This is a genomic window from Actinomadura sp. WMMB 499, from assembly GCF_008824145.1.
GTDB lineage: Bacteria > Actinomycetota > Actinomycetes > Streptosporangiales > Streptosporangiaceae > Spirillospora.
In genome coordinates this window covers 4,018,614-4,042,320 of the sequence record NZ_CP044407.1, presented here as the reverse complement: position 1 = coordinate 4,042,320, position 23,707 = coordinate 4,018,614, and the positions used below count along the sequence as shown (strand labels likewise).

Annotated in this window: 27 protein-coding genes; 15 read left to right on the top strand and 12 right to left on the bottom strand. The window is 74.4% G+C overall.

All coding sequences use genetic code 11. The annotated features are described in order from the left end of the window. Positions 1-73 precede the first annotated feature (73 nt). Positions 74-1,501: a PHB depolymerase family esterase gene (locus tag F7P10_RS17705; RefSeq protein ID WP_151010347.1), complete on the top strand. Its 1,428-nt coding sequence runs from the start codon at positions 74-76 to the stop codon at positions 1,499-1,501. 4 nt (positions 1,502-1,505) lie between these two features. Here F7P10_RS17705 and F7P10_RS17700 read toward each other — a convergent pair whose 3' ends face one another. Continuing rightward, positions 1,506-1,697 carry a DUF1059 domain-containing protein gene (locus F7P10_RS17700; protein WP_151010346.1) on the bottom strand — a complete coding sequence of 64 codons (192 nt, stop codon included), beginning with the start codon at positions 1,695-1,697 and terminating at the stop codon, positions 1,506-1,508. 92 nt (positions 1,698-1,789) lie between these two features. Continuing rightward, entirely contained in the window at positions 1,790-2,950 is a 1,161-nt protein-coding gene (locus F7P10_RS17695) for an MFS transporter (RefSeq protein ID WP_254716670.1), read from the bottom strand. Between the two features lie 54 nt (positions 2,951-3,004). Here F7P10_RS17695 and F7P10_RS17690 point away from each other — a divergent pair, with 54 nt between their 5' ends. Continuing rightward, on the top strand, positions 3,005-3,736 hold the full coding sequence (locus F7P10_RS17690) for a helix-turn-helix transcriptional regulator (protein WP_151010345.1): 732 nt from the start codon (positions 3,005-3,007) through the stop codon (positions 3,734-3,736). An 18-nt stretch (positions 3,737-3,754) separates the two neighbouring features. On the opposite strand, the gene F7P10_RS17685 is transcribed toward F7P10_RS17690, so the two are convergent. Further along, positions 3,755-4,405 carry a nitroreductase family protein gene (locus F7P10_RS17685; protein ID WP_151010344.1) on the bottom strand — a complete coding sequence of 217 codons (651 nt, stop codon included), beginning with the start codon at positions 4,403-4,405 and terminating at the stop codon, positions 3,755-3,757. Positions 4,406-4,472: 67 nt separating this feature from the next. After that, entirely contained in the window at positions 4,473-5,195 is a 723-nt protein-coding gene (locus tag F7P10_RS17680) for a PaaX family transcriptional regulator C-terminal domain-containing protein (RefSeq protein ID WP_176611517.1), read from the bottom strand. A 77-nt stretch (positions 5,196-5,272) separates the two neighbouring features. Here F7P10_RS17680 and F7P10_RS17675 point away from each other — a divergent pair, with 77 nt between their 5' ends. From F7P10_RS17675 to F7P10_RS17660, 4 genes are all read left to right on the top strand, one after another. Beyond that, positions 5,273-7,039, top strand: a complete 1,767-nt coding sequence (locus F7P10_RS17675; RefSeq protein WP_151010342.1) for an acyl-CoA dehydrogenase family protein — start codon at positions 5,273-5,275, stop codon at positions 7,037-7,039. A 132-nt stretch (positions 7,040-7,171) separates the two neighbouring features. Next, positions 7,172-7,939, top strand: coding sequence for a crotonase/enoyl-CoA hydratase family protein (locus tag F7P10_RS17670; protein ID WP_151010341.1), 768 nt, complete (start codon positions 7,172-7,174; stop codon positions 7,937-7,939). 112 nt (positions 7,940-8,051) lie between these two features. Beyond that, positions 8,052-9,299: a cytochrome P450 gene (locus F7P10_RS17665; protein WP_151010340.1), complete on the top strand. Its 1,248-nt coding sequence runs from the start codon at positions 8,052-8,054 to the stop codon at positions 9,297-9,299. Between the two features lie 47 nt (positions 9,300-9,346). Then, the gene (locus F7P10_RS17660) at positions 9,347-10,453 is read left to right on the top strand and encodes an NAD(P)-dependent alcohol dehydrogenase (RefSeq protein ID WP_151010339.1); all 1,107 of its coding nucleotides are present in this window, start codon (positions 9,347-9,349) and stop codon (positions 10,451-10,453) included. Between the two features lie 15 nt (positions 10,454-10,468). Here F7P10_RS17660 and F7P10_RS17655 read toward each other — a convergent pair whose 3' ends face one another. Next, positions 10,469-11,377, bottom strand: coding sequence for a 2-hydroxyacid dehydrogenase (locus tag F7P10_RS17655; RefSeq protein ID WP_218040553.1), 909 nt, complete (start codon positions 11,375-11,377; stop codon positions 10,469-10,471). 79 nt (positions 11,378-11,456) lie between these two features. Here F7P10_RS17655 and F7P10_RS17650 point away from each other — a divergent pair, with 79 nt between their 5' ends. After that, entirely contained in the window at positions 11,457-12,467 is a 1,011-nt protein-coding gene (locus F7P10_RS17650; RefSeq protein ID WP_151010338.1) for a nitronate monooxygenase family protein, read from the top strand. Here the strand turns inward: F7P10_RS17650 and F7P10_RS17645 are convergent. Next, the gene (locus F7P10_RS17645) at positions 12,464-12,742 is read right to left on the bottom strand and encodes a helix-turn-helix domain-containing protein (protein ID WP_254716669.1); all 279 of its coding nucleotides are present in this window, start codon (positions 12,740-12,742) and stop codon (positions 12,464-12,466) included. The two genes, F7P10_RS17650 and F7P10_RS17645, sit on opposite strands and share 4 nt — an antisense overlap. A 134-nt stretch (positions 12,743-12,876) precedes the next feature. Between F7P10_RS17645 and F7P10_RS17640 the strand changes: the two genes are divergently transcribed. Then, positions 12,877-13,263, top strand: a complete 387-nt coding sequence (locus F7P10_RS17640; RefSeq protein ID WP_151010336.1) for a DUF4440 domain-containing protein — start codon at positions 12,877-12,879, stop codon at positions 13,261-13,263. 34 nt (positions 13,264-13,297) lie between these two features. Here F7P10_RS17640 and F7P10_RS17635 read toward each other — a convergent pair whose 3' ends face one another. Together F7P10_RS17635 and F7P10_RS17630 are read right to left on the bottom strand one after the other, a co-directional pair. Next, positions 13,298-13,843 carry a cysteine hydrolase family protein gene (locus tag F7P10_RS17635; protein WP_151010335.1) on the bottom strand — a complete coding sequence of 182 codons (546 nt, stop codon included), beginning with the start codon at positions 13,841-13,843 and terminating at the stop codon, positions 13,298-13,300. 115 nt (positions 13,844-13,958) lie between these two features. Next, complete coding sequence (locus F7P10_RS17630) at positions 13,959-14,927, bottom strand: YafY family protein (RefSeq protein ID WP_151010334.1); 969 nt, start codon at positions 14,925-14,927, stop codon at positions 13,959-13,961. 83 nt (positions 14,928-15,010) lie between these two features. On the opposite strand from F7P10_RS17630, the gene F7P10_RS17625 reads away from it, so the two are divergent. Beyond that, on the top strand, positions 15,011-16,108 hold the full coding sequence (locus tag F7P10_RS17625; RefSeq protein ID WP_151010333.1) for an epoxide hydrolase family protein: 1,098 nt from the start codon (positions 15,011-15,013) through the stop codon (positions 16,106-16,108). Positions 16,109-16,309: 201 nt separating this feature from the next. Then, positions 16,310-17,248 carry a hypothetical protein gene (locus F7P10_RS17620; RefSeq protein WP_151010332.1) on the top strand — a complete coding sequence of 313 codons (939 nt, stop codon included), beginning with the start codon at positions 16,310-16,312 and terminating at the stop codon, positions 17,246-17,248. On the opposite strand, the gene F7P10_RS17615 is transcribed toward F7P10_RS17620, so the two are convergent. Further along, positions 17,212-18,045, bottom strand: a complete 834-nt coding sequence (locus tag F7P10_RS17615) for a phosphoribosylaminoimidazolesuccinocarboxamide synthase (protein WP_254716668.1) — start codon at positions 18,043-18,045, stop codon at positions 17,212-17,214. The genes F7P10_RS17620 and F7P10_RS17615 overlap by 37 nt on opposite strands. A 130-nt stretch (positions 18,046-18,175) precedes the next feature. Beyond that, complete coding sequence (locus tag F7P10_RS17610) at positions 18,176-18,811, bottom strand: FMN-dependent NADH-azoreductase (protein ID WP_151010330.1); 636 nt, start codon at positions 18,809-18,811, stop codon at positions 18,176-18,178. Positions 18,812-18,910: 99 nt separating this feature from the next. On the opposite strand from F7P10_RS17610, the gene F7P10_RS17605 reads away from it, so the two are divergent. From F7P10_RS17605 to F7P10_RS17595, 3 genes are all read left to right on the top strand, one after another. Next, positions 18,911-19,519 (top strand): TetR/AcrR family transcriptional regulator, encoded by a 609-nt coding sequence (locus F7P10_RS17605; protein WP_254716667.1) that lies wholly within the window; start codon positions 18,911-18,913, stop codon positions 19,517-19,519. Between the two features lie 146 nt (positions 19,520-19,665). Next, the gene (locus F7P10_RS17600) at positions 19,666-20,292 is read left to right on the top strand and encodes a bifunctional 2-polyprenyl-6-hydroxyphenol methylase/3-demethylubiquinol 3-O-methyltransferase UbiG (protein WP_151010329.1); all 627 of its coding nucleotides are present in this window, start codon (positions 19,666-19,668) and stop codon (positions 20,290-20,292) included. A 24-nt stretch (positions 20,293-20,316) separates the two neighbouring features. Further along, positions 20,317-20,805 (top strand): DinB family protein, encoded by a 489-nt coding sequence (locus tag F7P10_RS17595; RefSeq protein ID WP_151010328.1) that lies wholly within the window; start codon positions 20,317-20,319, stop codon positions 20,803-20,805. A gap of 140 nt (positions 20,806-20,945) precedes the next feature. Here F7P10_RS17595 and F7P10_RS17590 read toward each other — a convergent pair whose 3' ends face one another. Then, entirely contained in the window at positions 20,946-21,464 is a 519-nt protein-coding gene (locus F7P10_RS17590; protein WP_151010327.1) for a CGNR zinc finger domain-containing protein, read from the bottom strand. Positions 21,465-21,537: 73 nt separating this feature from the next. Between F7P10_RS17590 and F7P10_RS17585 the strand changes: the two genes are divergently transcribed. Continuing rightward, positions 21,538-21,681, top strand: coding sequence for a hypothetical protein (locus tag F7P10_RS17585; protein ID WP_176611516.1), 144 nt, complete (start codon positions 21,538-21,540; stop codon positions 21,679-21,681). A gap of 275 nt (positions 21,682-21,956) precedes the next feature. On the opposite strand, the gene F7P10_RS17575 is transcribed toward F7P10_RS17585, so the two are convergent. Beyond that, the gene (locus F7P10_RS17575; protein WP_151010325.1) at positions 21,957-23,162 is read right to left on the bottom strand and encodes an MFS transporter; all 1,206 of its coding nucleotides are present in this window, start codon (positions 23,160-23,162) and stop codon (positions 21,957-21,959) included. A gap of 83 nt (positions 23,163-23,245) precedes the next feature. On the opposite strand from F7P10_RS17575, the gene F7P10_RS17570 reads away from it, so the two are divergent. Next, on the top strand, positions 23,246-23,701 hold the full coding sequence (locus tag F7P10_RS17570; RefSeq protein ID WP_151010324.1) for a helix-turn-helix domain-containing protein: 456 nt from the start codon (positions 23,246-23,248) through the stop codon (positions 23,699-23,701). The last annotated feature ends 6 nt before the right edge of the window (positions 23,702-23,707 follow it).

The following is a 23,707-nucleotide window of genomic DNA, read 5'->3' as shown; positions in this document are numbered from 1 at the left end:
GGGGCGGGCACGTGTCGCCCGTCACGGGGCGGGCGGACGATGGCGGCGATCGTCCCCCGAACCGGGAGTTCTCATGCGCCTCCCCGCCCGACTGATCAGGTTCCTCGCCGTCCTGTTCCTCCTCCTCCCCCTGGGCGCCGTCGCCACCGCGGCGCCCGCGCCGGCGGCCGCCGGTACCTACCGGCAGGTGACCGGGTTCGGCTCCAACCCCGGCAACCTGCAGATGTTCGAGTACGTCCCGGCCGGGCTGCCGTCCGGGGCGCCGCTGGTCGTGGCGCTGCACGGCTGCACGCAGAGCGCGGACGCCTACCACGCGCACTCGGGGTGGGCGGAACTCGCCGACCGCTGGGGATTCGCGGTCGTCTACCCGCAGACGACGACGGCCAACAACATCCAGCGGTGCTTCCAGTGGTTCGAGCCCGCCGACTACGGGCGCGGACGGGGCGAGGCCGCGTCGATCGTCCAGATGGTGTCGGACGCCGAAGGGCGGCTCGGCTCCGACGGCGCGCGGGTGTTCGTCACCGGGCTGTCGGCCGGGGGCGGGATGACCGCGAACCTGCTGGCCGCGTACCCGGACGTCTTCGCCGGGGGCTCGATCGGGGCCGGGCTGCCCGCGGCGTGCGCGTCGAGCCTGCTGCAGGCGACGAGCTGCCAGATGAACGACCAGGGCCTCACGCCCGAGCAGTGGGGCGACCGGGCGCGGGGGCTGCACCCGGGCTACGCGGGGCCGTGGCCTCGGGTGGCGATCTGGCAGGGGACGGCCGACTACACCGTCCGTCCGGTGAACGCCGACGAGTTGCGCGACCAGTGGACGGACGTGCACGGCGTGCCGCGGACGCCGTCGAGCACGCACGATCTGCCGGGCGGCACCACGCGGAGCGTCTACGGCGGCGCGGTCGAGGTGTACTCGATCGCGGGGATGGGGCACGGCCTGCCGGTCGATCCGGGATCGGGCGCCGAGCAGTGCGGCACGGCCGGCGCGTACTTCCTCGACACGATCTGCTCCAGCCACCACACCGCCGTGTTCTGGGGCCTCGACGGCGACACCGAACCGCCGGGGACGCTCCCGGCCCCCGGTGGCCTGCACGTGACCGGGACGTCCGACGCCGGCGTGTCGCTCGCGTGGGACACCGTCGACGGGGCCGCGTCGTACGTCGTCCGGCGGGACGGCGCGAACGCCGGGACGTCCGCGTCGGGTTCGTTCACGGACACGGGGCTCGCGCCCGGGACGTCCTACGCGTACACGGTCGCGGCGGTCGACGCCGAGGGACGTCCGGGGCCCGCGTCGGCGCCGGTGACCGCGACGACCACCGGCGCGCAGCCGAGGTGCTTCACCGCGACGAACTACGCGCACGTGGCGGCGGGCCGGGCGCGCACCAGCGGCGGCTACGTGTACGCCAACGGCTCGAACGAGAACATGGGCCTGTACAACGTGTTCGTCACCCGCACGCTGAAGGAGACGTCCCCCGGCTACTTCGTCATCGCCGGATCGGGCTGCTGAGCCGCTACCGGGCGGTCAGGTGCTCCTCCTTGAGGCCGCGCCGGATCTCGTCCCGGAGCTCGGGGGTGTCGGTGTGCCCGTGCACGGAGACCGCGTGCTCGGCGGCCGCGCGGACGACCTCGTCCTCCTCGCCGCTGATCACGAGGCTGCAGCCGGACTCGCTCGGCATGTCCCTGCAGTCGGCTACCTTCCGCATCGTTCCTCCTCTCGCGTCCGGGCGTCGCCGCGCGAGGGGGAACGGGGCGCGGTGCCGCTCGGTCCCGGTTTCCAGCGTGACATATCCCCAGGTCACATGGAAGCTTCGGGGTTGTCGGGCAGGAGGAGGCCGAGGGTGAGCGCGGCGAGCGGGACGAGGCACAGCAGCGTGAACACGAGCGGCGTGCCGTGCGCGTCCGCGGCCAGGCCGAACAGCGGCGTGAGCAGGCCGCCGACGCTGACGCCGAGGCCGAGCGTCATGCCCGCCGCGGTGCCGGGCCGCCCCGGCAGGTAGTCCTGCCCGAGCCGGACCAGCACGGCGAACGGTACGTTCACCGCGAGCCCTGCCAGGACGGCGAACGCCAGCGGCGCGTACGGGCCGGGGGCGAGCCGCAGGCCCGCGAGCATCGGGACGGCGAGTGCCGCGCCGATCTGGATCGTCCGGACGAGGCCCACCCGGTCGGCGAGGCGCCCGCCCGCGACCGTCCCCGCGACGCCGCCGCCGAGGAAGCACGCCAGCGCCGTCCCGGCGAGCGCCGGGGAGCCGTCCAGGTGCCCGATCCAGTACAGGCCGATGAACGTCGCGACGGCCGAGAACACCGCGGACCGCACGACCGTGATCGCCGTCAGGGTCGCGAACGGCCCCCACCGGTCGCGCCCTCCGGCCGCCGCGCCCCGTCCGCGCTCCGGCCGTCGCGCGTTCCTGACCAGGACGAACGCCGCCAGGACGGCCGGTGGCAGGAACACCACCGTGCCGCCGAGCCCCCACGAGGCCAGCACGGGCACGGCCAGCACGGGCGCGAGGAAGAACCCGACGGTGCCGCCCGCCGCGAACACGCTCATGCCGGTGACGCTGTCCCCGGCCGCGTCCCGGGCGGCCTTCCCGGCGGCCGGATGGAACATCGCCGTCCCGAGCCCCGACAGCAGGAGCAGCGCGATGACCAGCGGGTACGGCCCGGCGGGCCCGGCGAGCGCGAAGCCCGCGCCGGCGAGCAGCACGCCGCCCGCGGCCAGTCGCGGCAGCCGGAACCGGTCCACCGCGAGGCCGATCAGCGGCTGCGGCAGCGCGCTCCCCAGCGTCGCCGCGAGGGTGAGCCCGCCCGCGGCGGCGTAGCTGTAGCCGCGTTCGAGGACGAAGTACGGGACGGCCGCGGGCACGAGCCCCTGGTACAGGTCGTCGACCGCGTGGACGGCGGCCCACGTCCTCATGCGCCGCACGACGGACGGCGACTCGCTCTTCGTGATCGTTGCCACCCGTCCAGGATCACGACCGTCCGGCGGTGCGAGCTAGCGATATCCTGCCGACCAATGTCGCCGAACCGCCGACCTCTGCTGCGGCTCTCGCACCGCGAGCGCGTCCCGCGCCACGAGCACCCGCACCACCAGGTCGCCTACCCGAGCCACGGCGTGCTCGAGGTGTCGACGGACGCGGGCACCTGGATCGTCCCGCCGCACCGCGCCGTGTGGCTGCCCGCCGGAGTCGCGCACGCCCACCGCGCCCACGGGCCGACCCAGCTCCGCACCGTGAACTTCGAGGTCGGCGTGCCGGGGTTCGCCGGACCGGCCGTCCTGGCGGTCTCCCCGCTCCTGCGCGAGGTCGTCGTCGCGCTGACCGGACGGGACGACCTGGACGCGCGCCGCCGCGCCGACCTGCACCGCGTGGCCCTCGACGAACTCCGCGAGGTGCGGCAACTGCCCCTGCACCTGCCGACCCCCGCCGACGACCGCCTGCGCGCCGTCGCGGACGCCCTGACCGCCGACCCCGCCGACGGCCGCACCCTCGCCGAGTTCGGCCGCGCCGCAGGGGCGTCCGAACGCACCCTGAGCAGGCTGTTCCGGGAGGAGATGGCGATGACGTTCCCGCAGTGGCGGGCGCAGGTCCGGCTGCACCGGGCGCTGGTCCTGCTGGCGTCCGGCCGTCCGGTGACCGCCGTGGCCGCCGAATGCGGCTACGCGGGCCCGAGCGCGTTCGTCCACGCCTTCCGCCGGGCCTTCGGCACCACCCCGGCCCGCTTCAGGACCGGCGCGGACGCCCGGTGAGCCCGGTGGCGGCCGCCGTCACCAGGTGTCGTGGTGGAGGACGGTGTCGAGGGGAGCGCGCGGGGCGGGCTTGAAGGTGTCGCCGGTGTAGTACGCCGTGGGGATCAGGGCGCCCTGGCGGATGTTGCCGGGGATGCCGAGGATGTCGGCGACCTCGCTCTCGTAGACGAGGTGCAGGGACGTCCAGGCGGTGCCGAGGCCGCGGGCGCGGGCGGCGAGGGCGTAGTTCCACACGGCGGGCAGGAGCGAGCCCCAGAACCCGGCCTGGTTGCCGCCGGGCAGCTCGCCGCCGGGGACGTGCAGGCAGGGGATGACGAGCACGGGGACGTCCGCCATGCGCTCGGCGAGGTAGGTGGCGCTGTCGCTGACGCGGCGCTGCACCTCGGCGCGGTCGGGGTCGTCCTGGTAGAGCTCGCCGGCCGAGGCGCGGGACGTCGCGTACGCGGAGTAGGAGCGGTGGTACACCTCGCCGATGGCGCGGCGCTTGCCGGGGTCGGTGACGACGATCCAGTGCCAGCCCTGCGCGTTGCTGCCGGTCGGCGCCTGGACGGCGATCTCCAGGCATTCGCGGATCAGTTCCATCGGGACGGGACGGTCGAGGTCGAGGCGCTTGCGGACGGCCCGGGTGGTGGTCAGCAGCTCGTCGGGGCTCAGCGGCAGAGTCGTCATGCGTCCATGCTGCCCCATGCCTCCCTGCTGCCTCACGCGTCACCGGTGTTCCGGGGGAGGACGGGCGTCAGGTGAGGACCTCGTCGCTGAGCAGGCGGGCGAAGTCGGTGCGGAAGCGTTCGTACTGGGCGCGGAGGGCGGGGCCGGGCCAGTCGGCGGGGAGCAGGGCGGCGGGCAGGATCGGGTCGTCCATGAGGTGGCGGACGCCGGCGGCGGCGATCGTGAAGCGGTCGACGATGCCGTCGGCGGCGGCGAAGGCGGCCTGCAGTTCGCGGGCGGGCGCCGCCCAGCCGTCCAGGTCCCAGAGGGTCGCGGCGAGGTCGGCGGGGTCGCCTTCGGGGCGGCCCTCGATGAACGTGCACTGCCGGACGGCGATGTCCGGACGGGCGCGCAGGAGGTTCGCCGGCCGCATCCAGACGCCTTCGCGGAGTTCGGCGAGCCGGACGTTCGACATGGCCTGCCGGAGGGCGGTGCGTTCGGCGACGGGGCGGCGGTCGGTGGTGATGACGGCGATCTCCCAGGCGCCGTCCCAGGGGCGGGTGCGGGGGGTGCGGGCCTCGTCCTGGCGGGCCTGCCGGGCCAGGAGGCGGTCGGTGAGGGCGTAGCGGTCGCCGGTGCGGACGAGGTCGCCGGCGGCGACCATGCGCGAGAGCGCGACGCGGATCGCCCCGTCGGCGATGCCGAACAGGGCGCCGACGCGGACGAGGTGGCGGACCGGCAGGCGGGGCGGATGGACGCCCAGCAGGGTGCTCAGGACCACCGACCGTGCGGTGAGGGCCCGGATCTCCATGGTTGCCGACGACTTTATCGGGAGCCCGGGCATTACAAGTCTTTAGTCACGTGATGGATGGATGTAATGTCGAGCGCATGGGCAGCTACCTGATCGAGCCGGTGGACCGGCTCCCCTTCGGTGACGAGGAGAAGGCCCGCCGGTACGCGACCGAGCGGTACCGGGGCGCGGTGGGCCGCAACTGGTACGAGTCCGATCCGACGCTGCGGTTCCTGATGCGCCGCCACCTCGGGGACGGCTTCGGCTGGGCCGAGCCGCGGCTGCGGGAGCTCGGCGCGCTGATGGGCGGCCCGGTGGCGCGGTCCGCCGAGGAGACCGACCGGAACCCGCCCCGGCTGGAGAAGTACGACCGGTGGGGACGGGACGTCAGCGAGGTCGTGATGCCGCCGTCGTTCGAGGCGGCGCGGCGGGAGATCGTGGCGACGTCGTTCACGCGGCCCGAGTTCGTCCGGGAGGCGAAGGCGGCGGGGGCGAACCCGGTGGCGCTCGGCGTCGCGTGGAGCTACCTGCTCGACCAGGCCGACATCGGGATGGCGTGCGCGCTCGGCACGGGCGGCGACATGGTCGCCCGGCTCGCGGAGGCGTTCGCGCCGGACGACGTGAAGGAGCGGGTCCGGGAGCTGTTCGCCGCCGGGGCGTTCTCCGGCGAGGCGGCGCAGCTGCTCACGGAACGGTCGGGCGGGTCGGACCTCGGCGCGCTGGAGACGACGGCCGTCCGGGACGGCGACGGCGACGGCGACGCGTGGCGGCTCGACGGGTTCAAGTGGTTCGCGTCGAACGCGAACGGGTCGGCGTTCGTGGTGCTCGCGAAGCCGGAGGGAGCGGCGGACGGGGTGCGGGGGATCGCGCCGTTCCTCGTGCTGCGGGAACGGCGGGACGGGACGCGCAACGGTGTGCGGATCCGGCGGCTCAAGGACAAGCTGGGCACCCGGTCGGTGGCGAGCGCGGAGATCGAGTTCACCGGCGCGGAGGCGTTCCTGCTGGCCCCCGGATCGAGTGCGGGCGCGGGCGGCGACGGCAAGGGGCTCGCCCGGATGATGGAGCTGACGAACGGGGCCCGGCTCGGCATCGCGACGATGGGGCTCGGCTGCGCGCGGCGCTCGCTCGTCGAGGCGCTCTGCTACGCGCGGGCGCGGGAGGCGTTCGGCGCGCCGCTGGCGGAGCAGCCGCTGATGCGGCGCAAACTCGCGGAGCTGGTCGTGGAGACCGAGGCCGCGCAGGCGCTCGTGTTCGACGGGTACCTGACGCCGCTGCGGATCGGCGCGCCGCTGGTCAAGCTGCGGGCGGCGCGGCTGGGCGTGACGGCGGCGAGCGACGCGATCGAGGCGCACGGCGGGAACGGGTACATCGAGCAGTGGCCGGTGGCGCGGATCCTGCGGGACGCGCAGGTCAACCCGATCTGGGAGGGCGGCGACAACATCCTGTGCCTGGACGTGCGGCGCGGGATCGAGCGGCAGGACGCGCACGAGCCGTTCCTCGACCGGGTGGCGGAGGCCGCCGCGCGGGCGCCGTCCGGGGACGACGCCACGGCGGCGCTCGTCCGGCGGCGCGTCGGGGATCTCCGGGAGGCCATCGACGTGTGGCGCGGCCTCGACAAGAGCGTGGCCGAGGCGCGGCTCTACCCGCTGGCCCAGTACATGGCGGACGTGTACGCGGCCGCGCTGCTGCTGGAGCAGGCCGGGTGGGAACGGGCGGACGCGGGCACGGACCGCAAGGCGCTCGTCGCCCGCCTGTACGCGAACGCGCACCTGGCCGACCGGGACCCGTTGCGCGGCATCGGCGGTCCGGCGGAGGATCTGGAGCGGTTCGACGACCTCGTCGGCGGAGCCTTCACGGACGCCTGACGAGCGGCGGACCGGCGAGCGGCGGACCGACGAGCGGCGGACCGGTCACGACGGACGGACGAGCGGCGGACCGGCCACGGCGGACGGGCGAGCGGCGGACCGGCCACGGCGGACGGGCGGAGGAGCGACGGTATGGGCGTGCGGGTGGAGCGGCGGGGCGCCGTCACGACGGTGATCATGTCGCGGCCGGAGGCGCGCAACGCCGTGGACGCGGCGACGGCGGCGGAACTCGCGGCGGCGTTCCGGGAGTTCGACGCGGACCCGGCGGCGAGCGCCGCCGTCCTGTGGGGCGAGGGCGGGACGTTCTGCGCGGGGGCCGACCTGAAGTCGATCGGCACCCCGCGGAGCCCGCGCGTCGACCCGCCGCCCGCCGACGGGCCGCTCGGCTGCACCCGGATGCGGCTGTCGAAGCCGGTCGTCGCGGCCGTCGCCGGGCACGCGGTCGCGGGCGGGCTGGAACTCGCGCTCTGGTGCGACCTGCGGGTGGCCGAGGAGGGCGCGGTGTTCGGGGTCTTCTGCCGCCGCTGGGGCGTCCCGCTCGTGGACGGCGGCACGGTGCGGCTGCCGCGGCTGATCGGGGAGGGCCGGGCGATGGACCTGATCCTCACCGGACGGCCGGTGGACGCGCGCGAGGCGCTCGACATCGGGCTCGCGAACCGGCTCGTCCCGTCCGGGACGGGCCGGGAGGCGGCCGAGGAACTGGCCGGGGAGCTGGCGCGGTTCCCGCAGGCGTGCCTGCGGGGCGACCGGGCGTCCGTGCTGGACGCGGCGGGGCTCCCGGAGGACGAGGCGCTCGCCGCCGAGTACCGGCACGGGCTCGGCTCGCTCCGCGAGGCCGTGACCGGGGCGCGCCGCTTCACGGCCGGGCACGGACGGCACGGTGACTTCGGCGACCTGTGAACAACGCGCGCGCGACACGGTGACGTGGCGCCCCGCGAACGTTGACCGAACGGGATTCGGGTCCTAGGTTCCCTAGTGTGCGGGCGGCCGTCGCGACCGAGGGAGTCGATGCATGACCCTGACCGTGGAACAGGCGGGCCGCGCGCTCGCCGAGCCGAAGGCGTACGCCGACGAGCGGCGGCTGCACGACGCGCTCGCGCTGCTGCGCCGCGAGGCGCCCGTCCACCGCGTCGAGGCGCCCGGCTACAACCCGTTCTGGGCGATCACCCGGCATGCGGACGTCATGGAGATCGAGCGCGCCCACGACCTCTTCCTCAACGCGCCGCGCCCGCTGCTCGCGACCGCCGAGATGGACCGGCTGAACCGGCAGCGCGCCGAGCAGGGCATGGCGCTGCGCACCCTCGTCCACATGGACGACCCCGACCACCGGGTCATCCGGGCGATCGGCGCCGACTGGTTCCGGCCGCGCGCCATGCGGGCGCTGGAACCGCGCGTCCGGGAACTGGCGAAGCGGTACGTCGACCGGATGGTCGACCTGGGCGGCGAGTGCGACTTCGCCCGGGAGGTGAGCGTCCACTTCCCCCTGTACGTCATCCTGTCGCTGCTCGGCCTGCCCGAGAGCGACTTCGACCGGATGCTGGCGCTGACGCAGGAGCTGTTCGGCGGCGACGACGACGAGCGGCGGCGCGGCGAGAGCAACGAGGACCAGATCCAGGTCCTCATGGACTTCTTCGCCTACTTCCAGGGGCTCACCGAGGCGCGCCGCGCGAACCCGACCGACGACCTCGCCTCCGCCATCGCGAACGCCCGCGTCGACGGCGAGCCGCTGAACGACTTCGACACCGCGTCCTACTACGTCATCATCGCGACCGCCGGGCACGACACCACCAGCGCGACCATCGCCGGCGGCATGCACGCGCTGGTTGACAACCCCGATCAGCTCGACCGGCTCCGCGCCGACCTCTCGCTGATGCCGCTCGCCGTGGACGAGATGATCCGCTGGACGACGCCGGTCAAGGAGTTCATGCGCACCGCCGTCCGGGACTACGAGCTGCGCGGCGCCACGATCCGCGAGGGCGACGCGGTGCTGCTGTCGTACCCGTCCGCGAACCGGGACGAGGAGGTCTTCGACGACCCGTTCCGGTTCGACGTCGGCCGCGACCCGAACAAGCACCTGGCGTTCGGGTTCGGCGTCCACTACTGCCTGGGCGCCGCCCTGGCCCGCATCGAGGTCCGCGCGTTCTTCGAGGAGCTGCTGCCGCGGCTGCGCTCGGTCGAGCTCGCGGGGGAGCCGGAGGGCATCGCGACGACGTTCGTCGGCGGGCTGAAGCACCTCCCCCTCCGCTACAAGCTGACCTGAGCGTCCCCTCCCCTCGACCCTCGCCCCCGCCCTCCCGAGGAGCCCGTATGCACATCGACGCCGCCGTCCTGCGGGCCTTCGACGCCCCGTTCACGATCGAGAGCCTCGACCTCGCCGACCCCGGTCCCGGCGAGATCCTGGTCCGGATCGCGGGCACCGGCATGTGCCACACCGACCAGCTGGGACGGATCCCCGGCGACCTCGTCGCGAAGCCGGCCGTGCTCGGCCACGAGGGCGCGGGCATCGTCGAGGCGACCGGGCCCGGCGTCGTCGGCGTCACCGAGGGCGACCACGTGGTCATGTCGTTCGACTCGTGCGGGACCTGCACGGACTGCCGCGACGGCCACCCCGGCTTCTGCCCGCAGATGGCCGCGCACAACATGCTCGCCGTCCCGCTCGACGGCGTCACGCGGCTCACCGACGCGTCCGGGACGGCCGTCCACAACCGGTGGTTCGGGCAGTCGTCGTTCGCGACCCACGCGCTCGGGACCGTCCGCAACGTCGTGCCCGTCACCCGCGACCTCGCGCCGGACGACCTCGCCCGGCTCGGCCCGCTCGGCTGCGGCGTCCAGACGGGCGCGGGGTCCGCGCTGATCGCGCTCGGCGTCCGGGCCGGCGACACGTTCGCGGTGTTCGGCGCGGGCGCGGTCGGGCTCGCCGCCGTGATGGCCGCCCGGGTCGCCGGGGCCGCCACGATCATCGCCGTCGACCTGCACGAGTCCCGGCTGGAGCTGGCGCGGGAGCTGGGCGCGACGCACACGCTGAACGGCGCCGACGACGACCTGGCCGGGCAGATCCGGGGGCTGACGGGCGGCGGCGTCCGGTACGCGCTCGACACCACCGCCGTCCCGGACGTCGTCGCCACCGCCGTCGCGTCGCTGCGCACCCACGGCGTCTGCGGCGTCGTCGGCGTCGGCGCCAGGGAGTACCGCCTCGACGCGAACCTCCTGCTCATGGGCCGGACGGTCAAGGGGATCATCGAGGGCGACGCCGTGCCGCACACGTTCATCCCGAAGATGATCGAGCTGTGGCGGCAGGGCCGCTTCCCCTTCGACCGGCTCATCGCCACCTACCCGCTCGCCGAGATCAACGCGGCGGAGGCCGACGCCCACTCGGGCAAGGTCGTCAAGCCGGTGCTCATCCCCGGCGGCTGACCCGGCCGCGGGCGGTCAGCGGACGCGGTGGAGCAGGTCCTCGCCGCGTTCCAGGCGGCGGCAGTTCTCCACCGCGACCTCGAAGTACCGGTCCCACGTCTCGCGCGTCAGCCACGCGACGTGCGGCAGCACGACCGTGCTCTCCAGCGCCAGCAGCGGGTTCGCCGGATCGACCGGCTCGCTCTCGAACACGTCGAGGCCCGCGCCGCCGAGCCGTCCGGTGCGGAGTTCGGCGGCGAGCGCCGCCTCGTCGACCACCGGACCGCGCGCCGTGTTCACGACGATCGCGCCGTCCGGCAGGAGCGCGAGCCGCCGCGCGTCCAGCAGGTGGTGCGTCTCGCCGGTCAGCGGGACGTGCACCGACACGACGTCGCTCGCCCGCAGCAGCTCGTCCAGCTCGCGCCAGTCGGGATCCTCCGGGCGCGGGCGCCGCGAGGTGTACAGCACGCGGGCGCCGATCGCCTCCAGCATCCCGTGCAGCAGGCTCGCGATCTCGCCGCCGCCGAGCAGCCCGACCGTCCGGCCCCGCAGTTCCCCGCCGGTCAGCGCGCGGCCGGCGGGCCAGCCTTCGCCCCGGCGGGTGCGGGCGTCGAACGTCACGACCCGGCGCAGCACCGACAGCATCAGCAGCAGGCTCGTCTCCGCCACCGCCTGCGCGTTGCGCCCCGGCATGTTCGCGACCGCGATGCCGCGCTCCGCCGCCGCGTCCAGGTCGATCGTGTTGACCCCGGTGCCGAGCTTCTGGATCAGCCGCAGCTTCGGCGCCCGGTCCATGTCGGCGGCGGTCAGCGGGCGCAGGACGTGCCAGATCACCTCGGTGTCCGGCAGCAGTTCGGCGAACCGCGCCTCGTCCTCCTCCGGGCAGCTCGCCACGTCCAGCCCCGGCGCGGCGTGATCCATGTCGTAGTGCAGCAGAACGCGCATCCCGGCCTTTCTCGATCATCGGTTCATGGAACGTGAACCCTGCCGTCCCGGCCGTGATTCCCCGGGTACGGTCACGGGCATGTGGTCCGAGCTTCCCATCGTGCAAGCGCCCATGGCGGGCGGCCCGTCCACGCCCGAACTGGCCGCCGCCGTTTCCGCGGCCGGGGGCCTGGGCTTCCTCGCCGCCGGGTACAAGAGCGCCGCCGCGATGCGCGCCGAGATCGACCGGACCCGCGAGCTGACGTCCCGGCCCTTCGGGACGAACGTGTTCATGCCGTCCCGCGACGCCGTCGACCCCGCCGCCGTCGCCGCCTACCGTGCCCGCCTCGCCCCCGAAGCCGAACGGCTCGGCGCGGCCCTCGGCACCCCGGACCCCGCCGCCCGCGACGACGGCTACGACGCGAAGATCGCCGAGCTGCTCGAGAGCCCGCCCGACCACGTGAGCTTCACCTTCGGAACCCCCTCCCGGGACGTCGTCCGGGCCTTGCAGGGACGGCACGTCACCGTCGTCGTCACCGTCACGAGCGTGGACGAGGCCCTGCAGGCGTCGCAGACCTCGGGGGCGGACGCCCTCTGCCTGCAGGGATCCGAGGCCGGTGGGCATCGGGCGTCCTTCACGAACACCCGCGGCGAGGGCCTGCCGGTGCGCGAGCTCCTCGCCGCCGTGCGGGCCGCCGTCCCCGACCGCCCGCTGATCGCCGCCGGGGGCCTCGCCACCCGTGCGGACGTCGCCGAACTCCTCGGGCTCGGAGCCGTCGCCGTGCAGGCCGGCACCGTGTTCGTGCGCTGCACCGAGAGCGGGGCGAGCGCCGTCCACAGGGCCGCGCTCGCCGACCCGCGGTTCACCTCGACCGCCGTGACCCGCGCGTTCAGCGGTCGCCCGGCGCGCGGTCTCGTCAACCGGTTCCTCACCGAACACGACGCCCACGCCCCGGCCGCGTACCCGGACGTCCACTTCGTCACCTCGCCGTTGCGGAAGGCCGCCGCCGCCGCGGGTGACGCGGACGCCGTGAACCTGTGGGCCGGGACGTCCTGGCGGCACGCACCCGACGCGTCCGCCGCCGCGATCGTCCGGTCGCTCGCCGGTTAGCGTCCGGCGCCCCAGTCCCAGAGGGCCTGCAGGACGGGCCCGAGCCGGTGCCCGCGCGGGGTCAGCGCGTACCGGGTCCGTACCGGGCGTCCCGGCAGCCGCCGCCGCTCCGCGACCCCGGCCTCGACGAGCTGCGCGAGCCGGTCGGACAGCACCTTGTCCGACAGCCGGGGCAGCGCCTCCCGCAGCTCCGTGTAGCCCCGCTCGCCGCGCAGCAGCTCCCGCACCACCAGCGTCGTCCAGCGCCCGCGCAGCGCGGCCAGCGTGATCTCCACCGGGCACTCCGCCGCCGGCGCGACGACCCCCGCGCGCGGATCGTCCGGCAACCCCGGCCGGGTAACCGTTTGGTGAGCCACGAACCCGCCTCCTACGGTCTCGATCACTCGCCCTCCACGGGAAAGGATCCACCATGCGCCCGCTCGCCGAACGCCCCGAGGACATCCCCGCCGTCTTCGCCGACCGCTTCAACGGCGGCGACCCCGCCGCCCTCGCCGAGGTCTACGAGGACGGTGGCATGCTCGTCCTCGGCACCCCGATGACCGGCGACGCCGCCCACGCCGCGAACGCCCGCCTGCAGGCGCTCGGCGTCCCCATCGCCGTACGTCCCCGGCACTGCCACGCCAACGGGGACCTCGCGCTCCTCATCGTCGACTGGACGATCGAGGGCACCGGCCCCGACGGCGAACCCGTCCGCATGGGGGGCACCGCCACCGACGTCGCCCGCCGGGGCGAGGACGGCTACTGGCGGTACGCGATCGACAACCCGTTCGGTGTCGAGGACTTCGAAGGCCCCTGAACCGGCCGGGCGCCCGGCCGGGCCGGGCGTCCGGTCAGGCCAGGCCCCGCACCCAGTCGTCGATCGTTGTCACGTCCGCCTGCATCGGGAACACCTTCTCCGTCAGCACGCGGTGAACCTCCTCGTCGAAGTCGTGGCAGCCGTCGGACGGCACCGTCAGCCGGTAGTCGAGGTCGGCGGCCTCCCGCAGCGTGGACAGCACGACGCCGCTGGTCGCGACGCCCGTCAGCACCAGGTGGCGGATGCCGTTCGAGCGCAGCACCAGCTCGAGGTCGCTCCCGGCGAAGCCGCTGATCCGCTTCTTGGTGATGACGGGCTCGCCCTCGCGCGGCGCGACGGCGGCGTGCACGTCGAGGGCCCCGGGGGCGGCGCCCATCCCGCGGTCCTGGCCGAAGACCTTGTTGTCGGGGTGGTAGTCGGTGTCGCCGGGCCGGAACCCGATGACGACGTACAGCACCGGGACGCCCGCGTCCCGGGCGGCGCCGACGGCCCGCGCCAGCCGCGGCAGGTAGCCGTCGTCGGTGACGCGCTGAATGATCACGTTCTGTACGTCCATGACGAGCAGGGCGGTGTCGGTCATCGTGGTCGGCCTTCCGATCGGTTCGGTCGCCGGGGGAGCGCCGCCGCCGCGGACGGCGGTTCCGCACGGCCCGGCATCCCCCGCACGCTAGGTCGCGCCCCCGGACCGCGCAAGATCACCCGCGCGCTTCCCCGGCGGCGCGGGACGCGCGGGCGCCGAGAGCGCGCAGGTGTTCCACCAGCTCGGGCGGGTCGTGCACGGTGAACTCGCAGCCCAGGATCAGCAGCCGCGCCGCCAGCCACGGCAGGGTGTCGGCGTAGGTCTCCAGGCGGCAGGAGTGCTCGTCCAGCGGCGTGACGTCGTCCGGTTCGGCCCCGAGCCCCGTGCGGACCTCCTCGGCGGGGGCGTGCAGCGTGACCGTCGCGGTGTGGACGGGCGCGAGCGCGTACATCCGCTCGGTGACGAACGCGGCGGCGTCCCCGCCGGGCACCTCGCGGGGCGCGACCCGCTGCCCGGTGGGGTACGGGTCCCGGATCCGGTCGGCGCGGAAGACGCGCCAGTCGTCCCGCTCGGTGTCGTGGGCCAGCAGGTACCAGCGGCGGCCCGCCGCGACCAGCCGGTGCGGCTCGACCCGCCGCCGGCTCTCGGTCCCGCCGGCGGAGGTGTAGCGGAACCGCAGCGGCTCCCGGTTGGTGATCGCGGCGGCCGCCACCGCGAGGACCTCCGGGTCGACGCGCGGCCCTACCGGGGCGGGCAGCGCGACCGTCGCCGCGTTCAGGACGCCCACCCGGCGCCGCAGCCGTGCGGGGAGCACCTGCTCCAGCTTGGCGAGCGCCCGCACCGACGCCTCGCCGATGCCCTCCACCGCGCTCACGGCCGCCGAGCGCAGGCTGACCGTGATCGCCACGGCCTCCTCGTCGTCCAGCAGCAGCGGCGGCATCGCGGTCCCGGCGACGAGCCGGTACCCGCCGTCCGGGCCGGTCGCGCCCTCGATCGGGTACCCGAGCCCGCGGAGCCGGTCGACGTCCCGGCGGATCGTCCGGGTGCTGACGTGCAGGCGTCCGGCCAGCTCGCCGCCGGACCACTCGCGCGGCGTCTGGAGCAGCGACAGCAGGGTGAGCAGCCGTGCGGGCGTGTCCGTCATGTTCTCCAGCATCGGTGAGGTTGCGGACAGATATCGGCCTAAACCGTCCCTAGATTCGACCACACCACCACGGAGGAGGAAACATGACCGTTCGCCCGTTCCGCATCGACGTCCCGCAGGCTGACCTGGACGATCTGCACGACCGGCTCTCGCGCACCCGCTGGCCCCGGCAGCTCCCCGGCGAAGGCTGGTCCCGGGGCGTCCCCGTCGGCTACCTGCGCGACCTCGCCGAGTACTGGCGCACCGGGTTCGACTGGCGCGCGACGGAGGCCCGCCTCAACGGGTTCCCGCAGTTCATGACCGAGATCGACGGGCACGACGTGCACTTCCTGCACGTCCGCTCGGCCGACCCGGACGCCCGCGCGCTGCTCCTCACGCACGGCTGGCCGAACTCGTTCATCGAGTTCGCCGAGCTGATCGGCCACCTCGCCGACTTCCACGTCGTCGTCCCGTCCATCCCCGGCTACGGGTTCTCGGAGGCGCCGAAGGAGACCGGCTGGGACGCCGCCCGCGTCGGCCGCATGTGGGCCGAGCTGATGCGCCGCCTCGGGCACGACCAGTACGTCGTCGAGGGCGGCGACTTCGGTGCCTACATCGCGCCCGAGGTCGCGAAGGCCGCCCCCGAGCGCGTCGCCGGCGTCTACGTCATCGCCGGGCTCGGATTCCCCACCGAGAAGGACGTCCCGGACATGACGCCGGACGAGCTCGCCCACTACGAGATGATGCAGCAGTGGTCCACCGGCGGCGTCGACCACCACGCGATCCAGCGCGCCGCGCCGCAGACGTTCGCCTACGGGTGGGACGACTCCCCGGTGGCGGCGCTCGCCTGGATGATGCAGAAGTTCGAGGACTTCAACATGGCCGACGCCCCGGCGGACAAGGTGATCGACCGCGACCTGATCCTCGCGAACGTCAGCCTGTACTGGTTCACGCAGTCGTTCGGGACGGCCGCGTGGGCGTACTACGAGTCGGAGTCGCCCGAGCCGGCGTGGCCCGAAGGGCAGAAGGCCGTCCCGACCGGCCTCTACGTCGGCCCTCCCGGCATCCGCCGCCTCGCCGAGCGCACCAGCACGATCGTCCACTGGCCGGAGAACAACCCGGGCAGCCACCACTTCGTCGCGATGGACCGCCCGGACGCCGTGGCCGCCGACCTGCGCAAGTTCGTCGCCCTCCTCCCCTGACCGCAGGACACCCGAACGGCCTCGCCCCCGCTCCGCGGGACGACTCCGGACGCCGCGTGGCCGTAACCGGACGAACGTCGCGTTCCGCACCGCCGCGCCGTAAGATCATCCGACTGGCGCGCCGGGAAGTCCGGTCGGCTCATCGATGTCCGTTCGGCCGCCGCTCCACCGCGCTCCGGCCCGTCGAGAGGGCCCGCAGGCATGCACGAACGCGAACGGCTCAGCCCGTCCGGCCTCCCCTGGCCCGGCACGTGGACGGTACGACGCCTGTACGGACGGGCGAGGAACGTGGGCTTCGCGGCCGTGGGCGTCCTGCTCATCGGGTGCGCCTTCTGGCTGTGGTCGTCCGCGTACTACTACGAGGATCTGTACATGGCGGGCGGCATGGCGCTGGCCGGGCTGGCGCTCGTCCTGTCTCCCCTGACGCTGGCGATCGGGCGCAGTCGCGGAGCCGTGTCCGTCGGGGTTCGCCGGGTGAACGGCGTCCGGCACCACGGGGCCGTCTTCCGGGTGCGATGGACGTTCCGGCTCGCCGGGCCCGTGGCCGTCGCGGGCTTCGGCGCGAGCACCGCGGCGATCGCGGCGGCCACGGGCCCGGCGGCCCTCTTCGACTCGATCATGCTCGTGGCCGGAGCGGGGCTCGTGCTCTACGCCCCCGTCCTCTTCGCCGGCGGCCTCGGCTTTCGCGGGATCGTGCTCACGCCCGACCTGGTCGTCGTCCGTGCGAGCACGCACCGGGCGGCCCTCTGCCTCCCGTGGTCCGAACTCGACGCGGTCGCCGCGTGGGAGGAGCCCGGCAAGGGAGGGGAAGGTCGGCCGCTCCTCGTGCTGACCGTCCTCGACGCCTCCCACCTGCGCGTCCGCTGGTGGCCGAGGGTCAAGTACCGGTACTTCGGCGTTCGTGACGACGACACGGTCGTCCACGCGGGGCGGTTCGGCGCCGATCCGGCGCTGCTCCTGCACGCTCTCCGGCACTACCTCGACCACCCCGGCGACCGGCACGAACTCGCGGGCGCGAAGGCGATCGAGCGCCTGAGGGCGGGAGACCTGCACGGCGCGGACGTCCCGTACGGACGGCCGGACGCCCGCGAGCGGCGGCGGCGTCAGGGGGTCCAGGGGCGGCCGGTCAGGCGTTCGTAGACGTCGACGTAGCGGGCGCGGGTCGCGTCCACGACGTCCTGCGGGATCTCGGGGCCGGGCGGGGTGCGGTCCCAGTCGAGGGTGCTGCTCCAGTCGCGGACGAACTGCTTGTCGAGCGAGTGCTGCGCGCGTCCGGGCGCGTACTCGTCCGCGGGCCAGAAGCGGGACGAGTCGGGCGTCAGGACCTCGTCGCCGAGGACGAGCGTGCCGTCGGCGGCGCGGCCGAACTCGAGCTTGGTGTCGGCGATGATGATGCCGCGCTCCCGCGCGAGCTCGGCGCCCCGCCGGTAGATCGCGAGCGTGACCTCCCGGAGCCGCTCGGCGGTGCCGGCGCCGATCTCCGCGACGACGTCGTCGTAGGTCATGAACTCGTCGTGCCCCTCGACGGCCTTCGTCGTCGGGGTGAAGATCGGCTCCGGGAGCTTCGACGCCTCGACGAGGCCGTCCGGCAGCGCGATCCCGGACACCGCGCCGTCCTTCTCGTACTGCTTCAGCCCGAGGCCGGTGAGGTAGCCGCGGGCGATCCACTCGACGGGCAGCATCGACAGCCGCCGGCACCGGATCGCCCGGCCCTCCCACTCGTCCGGCACGTCCGCGGCCGACACGACGTGGTTCGGGATGATGTCGCCGAGCTGCTCGAACCACCACAGCGACAGCTGCGTGAGGATCTTCCCCTTGTCGGGGACGGTCGTCGGCAGCACGACGTCGTACACGCTGACCCGGTCGGACGCGACGAGGACCAGGTCGTCCCCGTCCGCGTAGACGTCCCTGACCTTGCCCGAGTGGACGAGTTCCATGCTGCTCCTCTGGCTCGCTCGCGTGCGGGGACGACCGCGCCCCCACCTCCGCATTCTTCCGGACGGCGGCGAGGACGGCCGCACCGCCTCGGCGGCGGGGAGCACGGGACCCGCCGCCGGGGGCGGGCGGTCAGGACGCGGCGAGGGTGCGGGTGCCGAAGGCGCGGGCGGCGTCGAGGGCGCGGGAGCGCTGCTCCTGCGCCATGTCCCGCAGGCTCTCCATGCCGGGGGTGGTGGCGGCGAGGGTGAGCTCGCGCTTGATGACGGTGAGGTCGGCCCGCCAGATGTCGCTGAGGACGCGCTCCAGGTACGGGGTGGAGTGGTCCCAGCCCTCGCGCGGGGCGCCGGGGCCGTAGCCGCCGCCGAGCGTCGTCACCAGTGCGGTCGGGGTGTTCTCCAGCAGCGGGTTCGTCGGGCCGGCGCCCGCGATGACGAGGTCGATCCAGGCCTTGAAGTGCTGCGAGACGCCGTAGTTGTACAGCGGCACGGCGAGGATCGCGGCATCGGCGTCCCGGAGTTCGTCCGCCAGGGACGCGGCGAGGCGGAGGGCGTCGCGCTGGGCGGGGGTGCGGTCCTCCTCGGGGGCGAAACCGGCGGTGGTGGCGAGCGTCCAGGCGTCGGCGGGCAGCGCGTCGGTGCCCAGGTGGCGGCGGGTCACGGCGGCGCCGGGGTGCGCGGCGGTCCACCCGGCCTCGGCGGCGTCGGCGATCTCGGCGCTGGCGGAGGCGGCGGGGACGATGCTGGCGTCCAGGCGGAACAACTTCATCAGGACTCCTCGATAGGGGCGGTGGGACGGCGGCGGTCGCCGCGTCCCCACCATAAACGGACTTTACCCCGCTTCCATTCCCGGCGGTAGGTTGTCCGCGTGGCCGGTACCGGAGTGCCCTTCGGGAAGCCGCGCGGCGAGCGCGCCGACGCGGCCCGCAACCGCGAACTCCTGCTGGAGACGGCCCGCGAGATGATCGCGGAGCACGGGGTGGCGAAGGTGACGATGGACGCCCTGGCCGAGCGCGCCGGGCTCGGCAAGGGCACGGTGTTCCGCCGCTTCGGCACGCGGGCCGGCATCTTCCGGGCGCTGCTGGACGCGGACGAGCGGCGCTTCCAGGAACGGGTCCTCACCGGCCCGCCGCCGCTCGGTCCCGGCGCCGGCCCGGTCGAGCGGCTCGTCGCCTACGGCCGCGCCCGGATCAGGTTCCTGCTGGACCACCAGGCCATCGCGCGGGCCTCCCTCGAACGCGACCGGCCCGCCCCGATCGCGGCGGACATGACGCAGGTCCACCTGCGCGTCCTGCTCGACCGGGCGGGCGTGCGGTTGCCGCACATGGAGGGCGTCACGGTCCAGCTCACCGCCGCGCTGGAGGGCCCGTTGCTGCTGTCGCTGACCGCGTCGGAGGACGTCCCGCCCCTGGAGCCCGAGGTCGAACCGATGCTCGCCGACGCGTGGGAGGCGCTGATCGAGCGCATCGTCCGCTGACCGTCACCCGGAGCCGGGTCCGGCGGGGCTGATGTCGCGGGCCCCCGTCCTGGCCTGACGCGGGCGGTCTTGCCGGAACCGCAAGACCTTTTGCCACCGCCGATTCCTCCGGTGAGACTGGGCGCTCGCCGACACGAGGAGTGCCGATGAGCACCACCGATCCCGCCGCGTTCTGGGACGACCTGTACGCGTCCCGCCCCGCGCCCGACGGCCCGCGCCCGAACGTCCGCCTCACCGAGACGATCGCGGGCCTGCCGCCCGGCCGCGCGCTGGACCTCGGCTGCGGCAACGGCGGCGACGCGCTGTGGCTCGCCCGCCAGGGGTGGCGGGTCACCGCCACCGACATCGCCGCCGTGGCGGTCGAACGCCTCACCGCCCTCGCCCGCTCGCACGGCCTGGACGACCGGATCACCGCCGTCCGCCACGACCTGCGCACGTCCTTCCCGGAGGGCGCGTTCGACCTGGTCACCGCCCACTACCTGCACACCCCGTTCGACCTGGACAGGTCCGCCGTCCTGCGCACCGCCGCGCACGCGCTGCACCCGGACGGGCTGCTGCTGGTCGTCGACCATGGTTCGACCGCGCCGTGGTCGTGGAACCAGGACCCGGACGTCCACCACCCGAGCCCCCGCGAGGTCGCCGCCGGTATCGACCTGGACGAGCGGGCATGGACCGTCGAGCGCGCCGACGCGCCCCGCCGGACCGCGACCGGACCGGACGGGACGACCGCCGAGGTCACCGACCACGTCCTGCTCGTCCGCCGCACCGCCTGAACCGTCCGCCGGAAGGAGACCGCCATGCCCGCCACGACCCGCCGCGACACGCCACCGCCCCGGACCGGCGGCACCGAGGCCGAGACCCTCCGCGGATTCCTCGACTACCTGCGGACCTCGGTCGCCGCGAAGGTCGACGGCGCGCCCGAACCGGAGGCCCGGACGGCCGCGGTGCCGTCCGGCACGAACCTGCTCGGCATCCTCGAGCACCTGACGCACGTCGAACGCTCGCTGTTCCTCGGCGAGCACGTCGCCGACTGGCAGGCGACGTTCCGCGCCGCCCCGGACGACCGGGTGGCCGACGTCGTCGCCCGCTACCGGGAGACGGTCGAGCGCGCGAACGCGATGCTCGACGGGTGCCCCGACCTCGGCGCGCCGGTCCCCCGGCCGCGTCCGGGCCGTCCCGCCCCGAGCGTCCGCTGGGCGCTCACCCACATGATCGAGGAGACCGGCCGCCACGCGGGCCACGCCGACATCCTCCGCGAACTGATCGACGGCGCGACCGGCCGCTGAACCCCTCAGATCAGCAGCAGGGTCTTGCCCAGGGCGGTGCGGCTCTCGATCGCGGCGTGCGCGGCGGCGGCCTACGCCTCCGCGGGGTCGACGACCGTCGCGTCGCCGCTGGACGCGCCGTGCACCGGGAACCCTCCGCCCTACTCGGTGGCGCGGCGGCGGTGCGCGGCCACGTTGACGCGCGTGGCGCAGGTTCGGGAGCAGTAGCGGCGCCGGCCGTTGCGGGAGGTGTCGATGTAGACGATCGCGCAGGGCGTCCGGTCACACCGCCCCAGCCGCCGCCCGCCCACGCCGCACACCGCGACGGCCAGGCCCCCGGCGATGGTCGCCTTGACCCGTTCCGCCGTGTCGATCGCCTGATTGACGTAGTGCAGGTGCGGCTCGGACCCGTCGTGCACCCCGATCTGCACCCCCGTCGCGACCGTCCGCAGCAGGTCGTTCAGCGTGTCGACCTGCCGTCCGGTGTCGGCCTCCCCGAACACCGGACGGACCAGCTCCAGCCAGGACGCGAGGTTGTTCGCCTGCTCGGGCGTGAGGTCCGGCCGGGAGATCTGGTGTGCGGCCAGCACGCGCGACAGCGTCGCGTGCCCCCGGTCGGGGGCGTTCAGCAGGTCCACCGCCACGAGCGAGCCGGTGCCCCCGTAAGCGTTGAAATGCACAATGGCATTACAGCAGCATGAGGCCATGGCAACACGCGCATGTGAGGCATGTCACCGAATCGGCGGATCCCGCGTGGAGTCCGCGCACTACACGTCCGGCGGCCTGGTCCGGTACCGCCGCTGCGTCTGCGGCAACCGCTGGGTCGAGGTAGCCGAGTTCGCGCCGGACGACCCCGCACCGGCCCACGCCGACCCGCACCCCGTCCGTCCCTGCTGAGCCCGTCCGGACGGTCGGTCACCTCGGGCTGTCGGTCTCCCAGTGGTAGCGGAACCGCCCGGGACTCGGTCCCCACTCGCGGAGCGTGCCGATCAGCTCCGCCTCACCGCCGGCCGTCGCCTCCCGGATCAGGGCGAACCCGCCGTCGGGTCGTAGTCGAAGTCGAAGCCGGGACCTTCGAAGCGGGCGGCGTCGTAGTCCCAGTGATCCAGACGGAAGCCGCGAGCGGGGTCGGATCGCTTCCAGCCCTCCCGCGGCTCGGTGATCGGCCACGGTCAGCACCGGACGCGCCCCACGACCGTGCTGGACGGCGAGAGTGGACGGGCGGCGCGGCTTTCGGCGCGGGTGCTGAACGCCCAGGCGGCGAGCGCGCACAGTGCGAGCGTCGCGCCCAGGATGCTGGAGCCGGTCCAGCCGGTGGCGTCGTACAGGGCCGTGGTCCCGGCCGCTCCCAGGGCGGACCCGAGGGAGTAGAAGACCATGTAGGCGCCGATGGTGGTGCTGGTCCGGCCGGGGTAGGCGGCGGTGAGCGTGTGCTGGTTGCTCACGTGCACGGCCTGGACGGCGAAGTCGAGCACGATCACGCCGAGGATCAGCAGCGGCAGCGACCACGGGAGCTGGCCGATCGCGGCCCAAGAGGCGAGCAGGAGCACCAGGGCGATGCCGGTGACCCGGCGCGCGTGCCCGGCGTCGCCCCAGCGTCCGGAGCGGGCGGCGCCCAGCGCCCCGGCGAGCCCGGCGACGCCGAACAACCCGATCTGGGTCGCGTCCAGATGCCACGGCGCCTCGGCCAGCGGCAGGGCCATGCCGCTCCACAGGGTGCCGAACGAGGCGAACAGGAAGAACGCGACCAGTCCGCGACCGAGGAACACCGGCCGGGCGAACAGCCCCCCGAACGACCGCAGCGCCTGCCCGTACCGTGCGGTGCCCCGGCTGACGTCCGCTGGCAGCAGAGTGCGGGTGAGCAGCGCGAGGACGGCGGCGAGGAGCGCCAGCGCCAGGTAGATGCTCCGCCATCCCCACAGGTCCGCGAGGACGCCCGCGACGATCCGCGCGCCGAGGATGCCGATCACGACCCCCGAGGTCACGATGCCGAGGTTGCGTCCGCGTTCGGCGGCCGGAGAGATCGACGCCGTGTACGCGACCGCCGTCTGCACCACCACCGCGAACAGTCCCGCCGCGGCCAGTCCGGAGAACGCGGCCCAGGCCACGGGGGCGGCCCCGGTGATCGCCGACCCCGCCGCCACCAGGGCGAGGTGCGCGGCGATCAGGCGCCTGCGGTCGAGCACGTCGCCCAGCGGCACCAGCAGCACGAGTCCCGCCAGGTAGCCGAGCTGGCCGGTGGCCACGAACCAGCCGAGAGCGTCGGCCGGGACGTCCAGGTCGCGTCCCATCGGACCCAGCACCGGCTGCCCGGCGTAGACGCCCGCCACCGCGACCCCGCACACCGCCGCCAGCAGCAGCTTCGTCGTCCCGTTCACGACCACACCCCGATCAGTTTCATTTTGCAACCGATCGGAGGCTAGGTCAGAATGGTTTCATTACGCAACTCTTTGGAGGGGTGATGGCAGACGACGGCACCGGGCGGAGCGCGCCCTGGACGGACCCGAACTGCCCGGTCGCCCGCACGCTCGACCTGGTCGGCGACCGGTGGAGCCTGCTCATCGTCCGCGACGCCATGGACGGCGCCCGCTCGTTCACCGACTTCCAGCAGCGCACGGGCATCGCCCGCAACATCCTCACCGACCGGCTCCGCAAGCTCACCGCGCACGGCCTGCTCGCCCAGGTCGACGCCCCCTCGGGCAGGCGCAGGCTCTACGCGCTGACCGAGGCGGGCAAGGAGCTCTTCCCCGTGATCGTCACGCTGCGGCAGTGGGGCGAACGCCACGCCTTCGACGCGGACGAACCGCACTCCGTCCTCGTCGACGCCGACGGCGCCCGCGTCCCCGACCTCCTGCCCGCGACGGCGGACGGAACGCGGCTGACGAGCGACACGACCTCGGTGCGACGGCCTGCCTGATCCCCG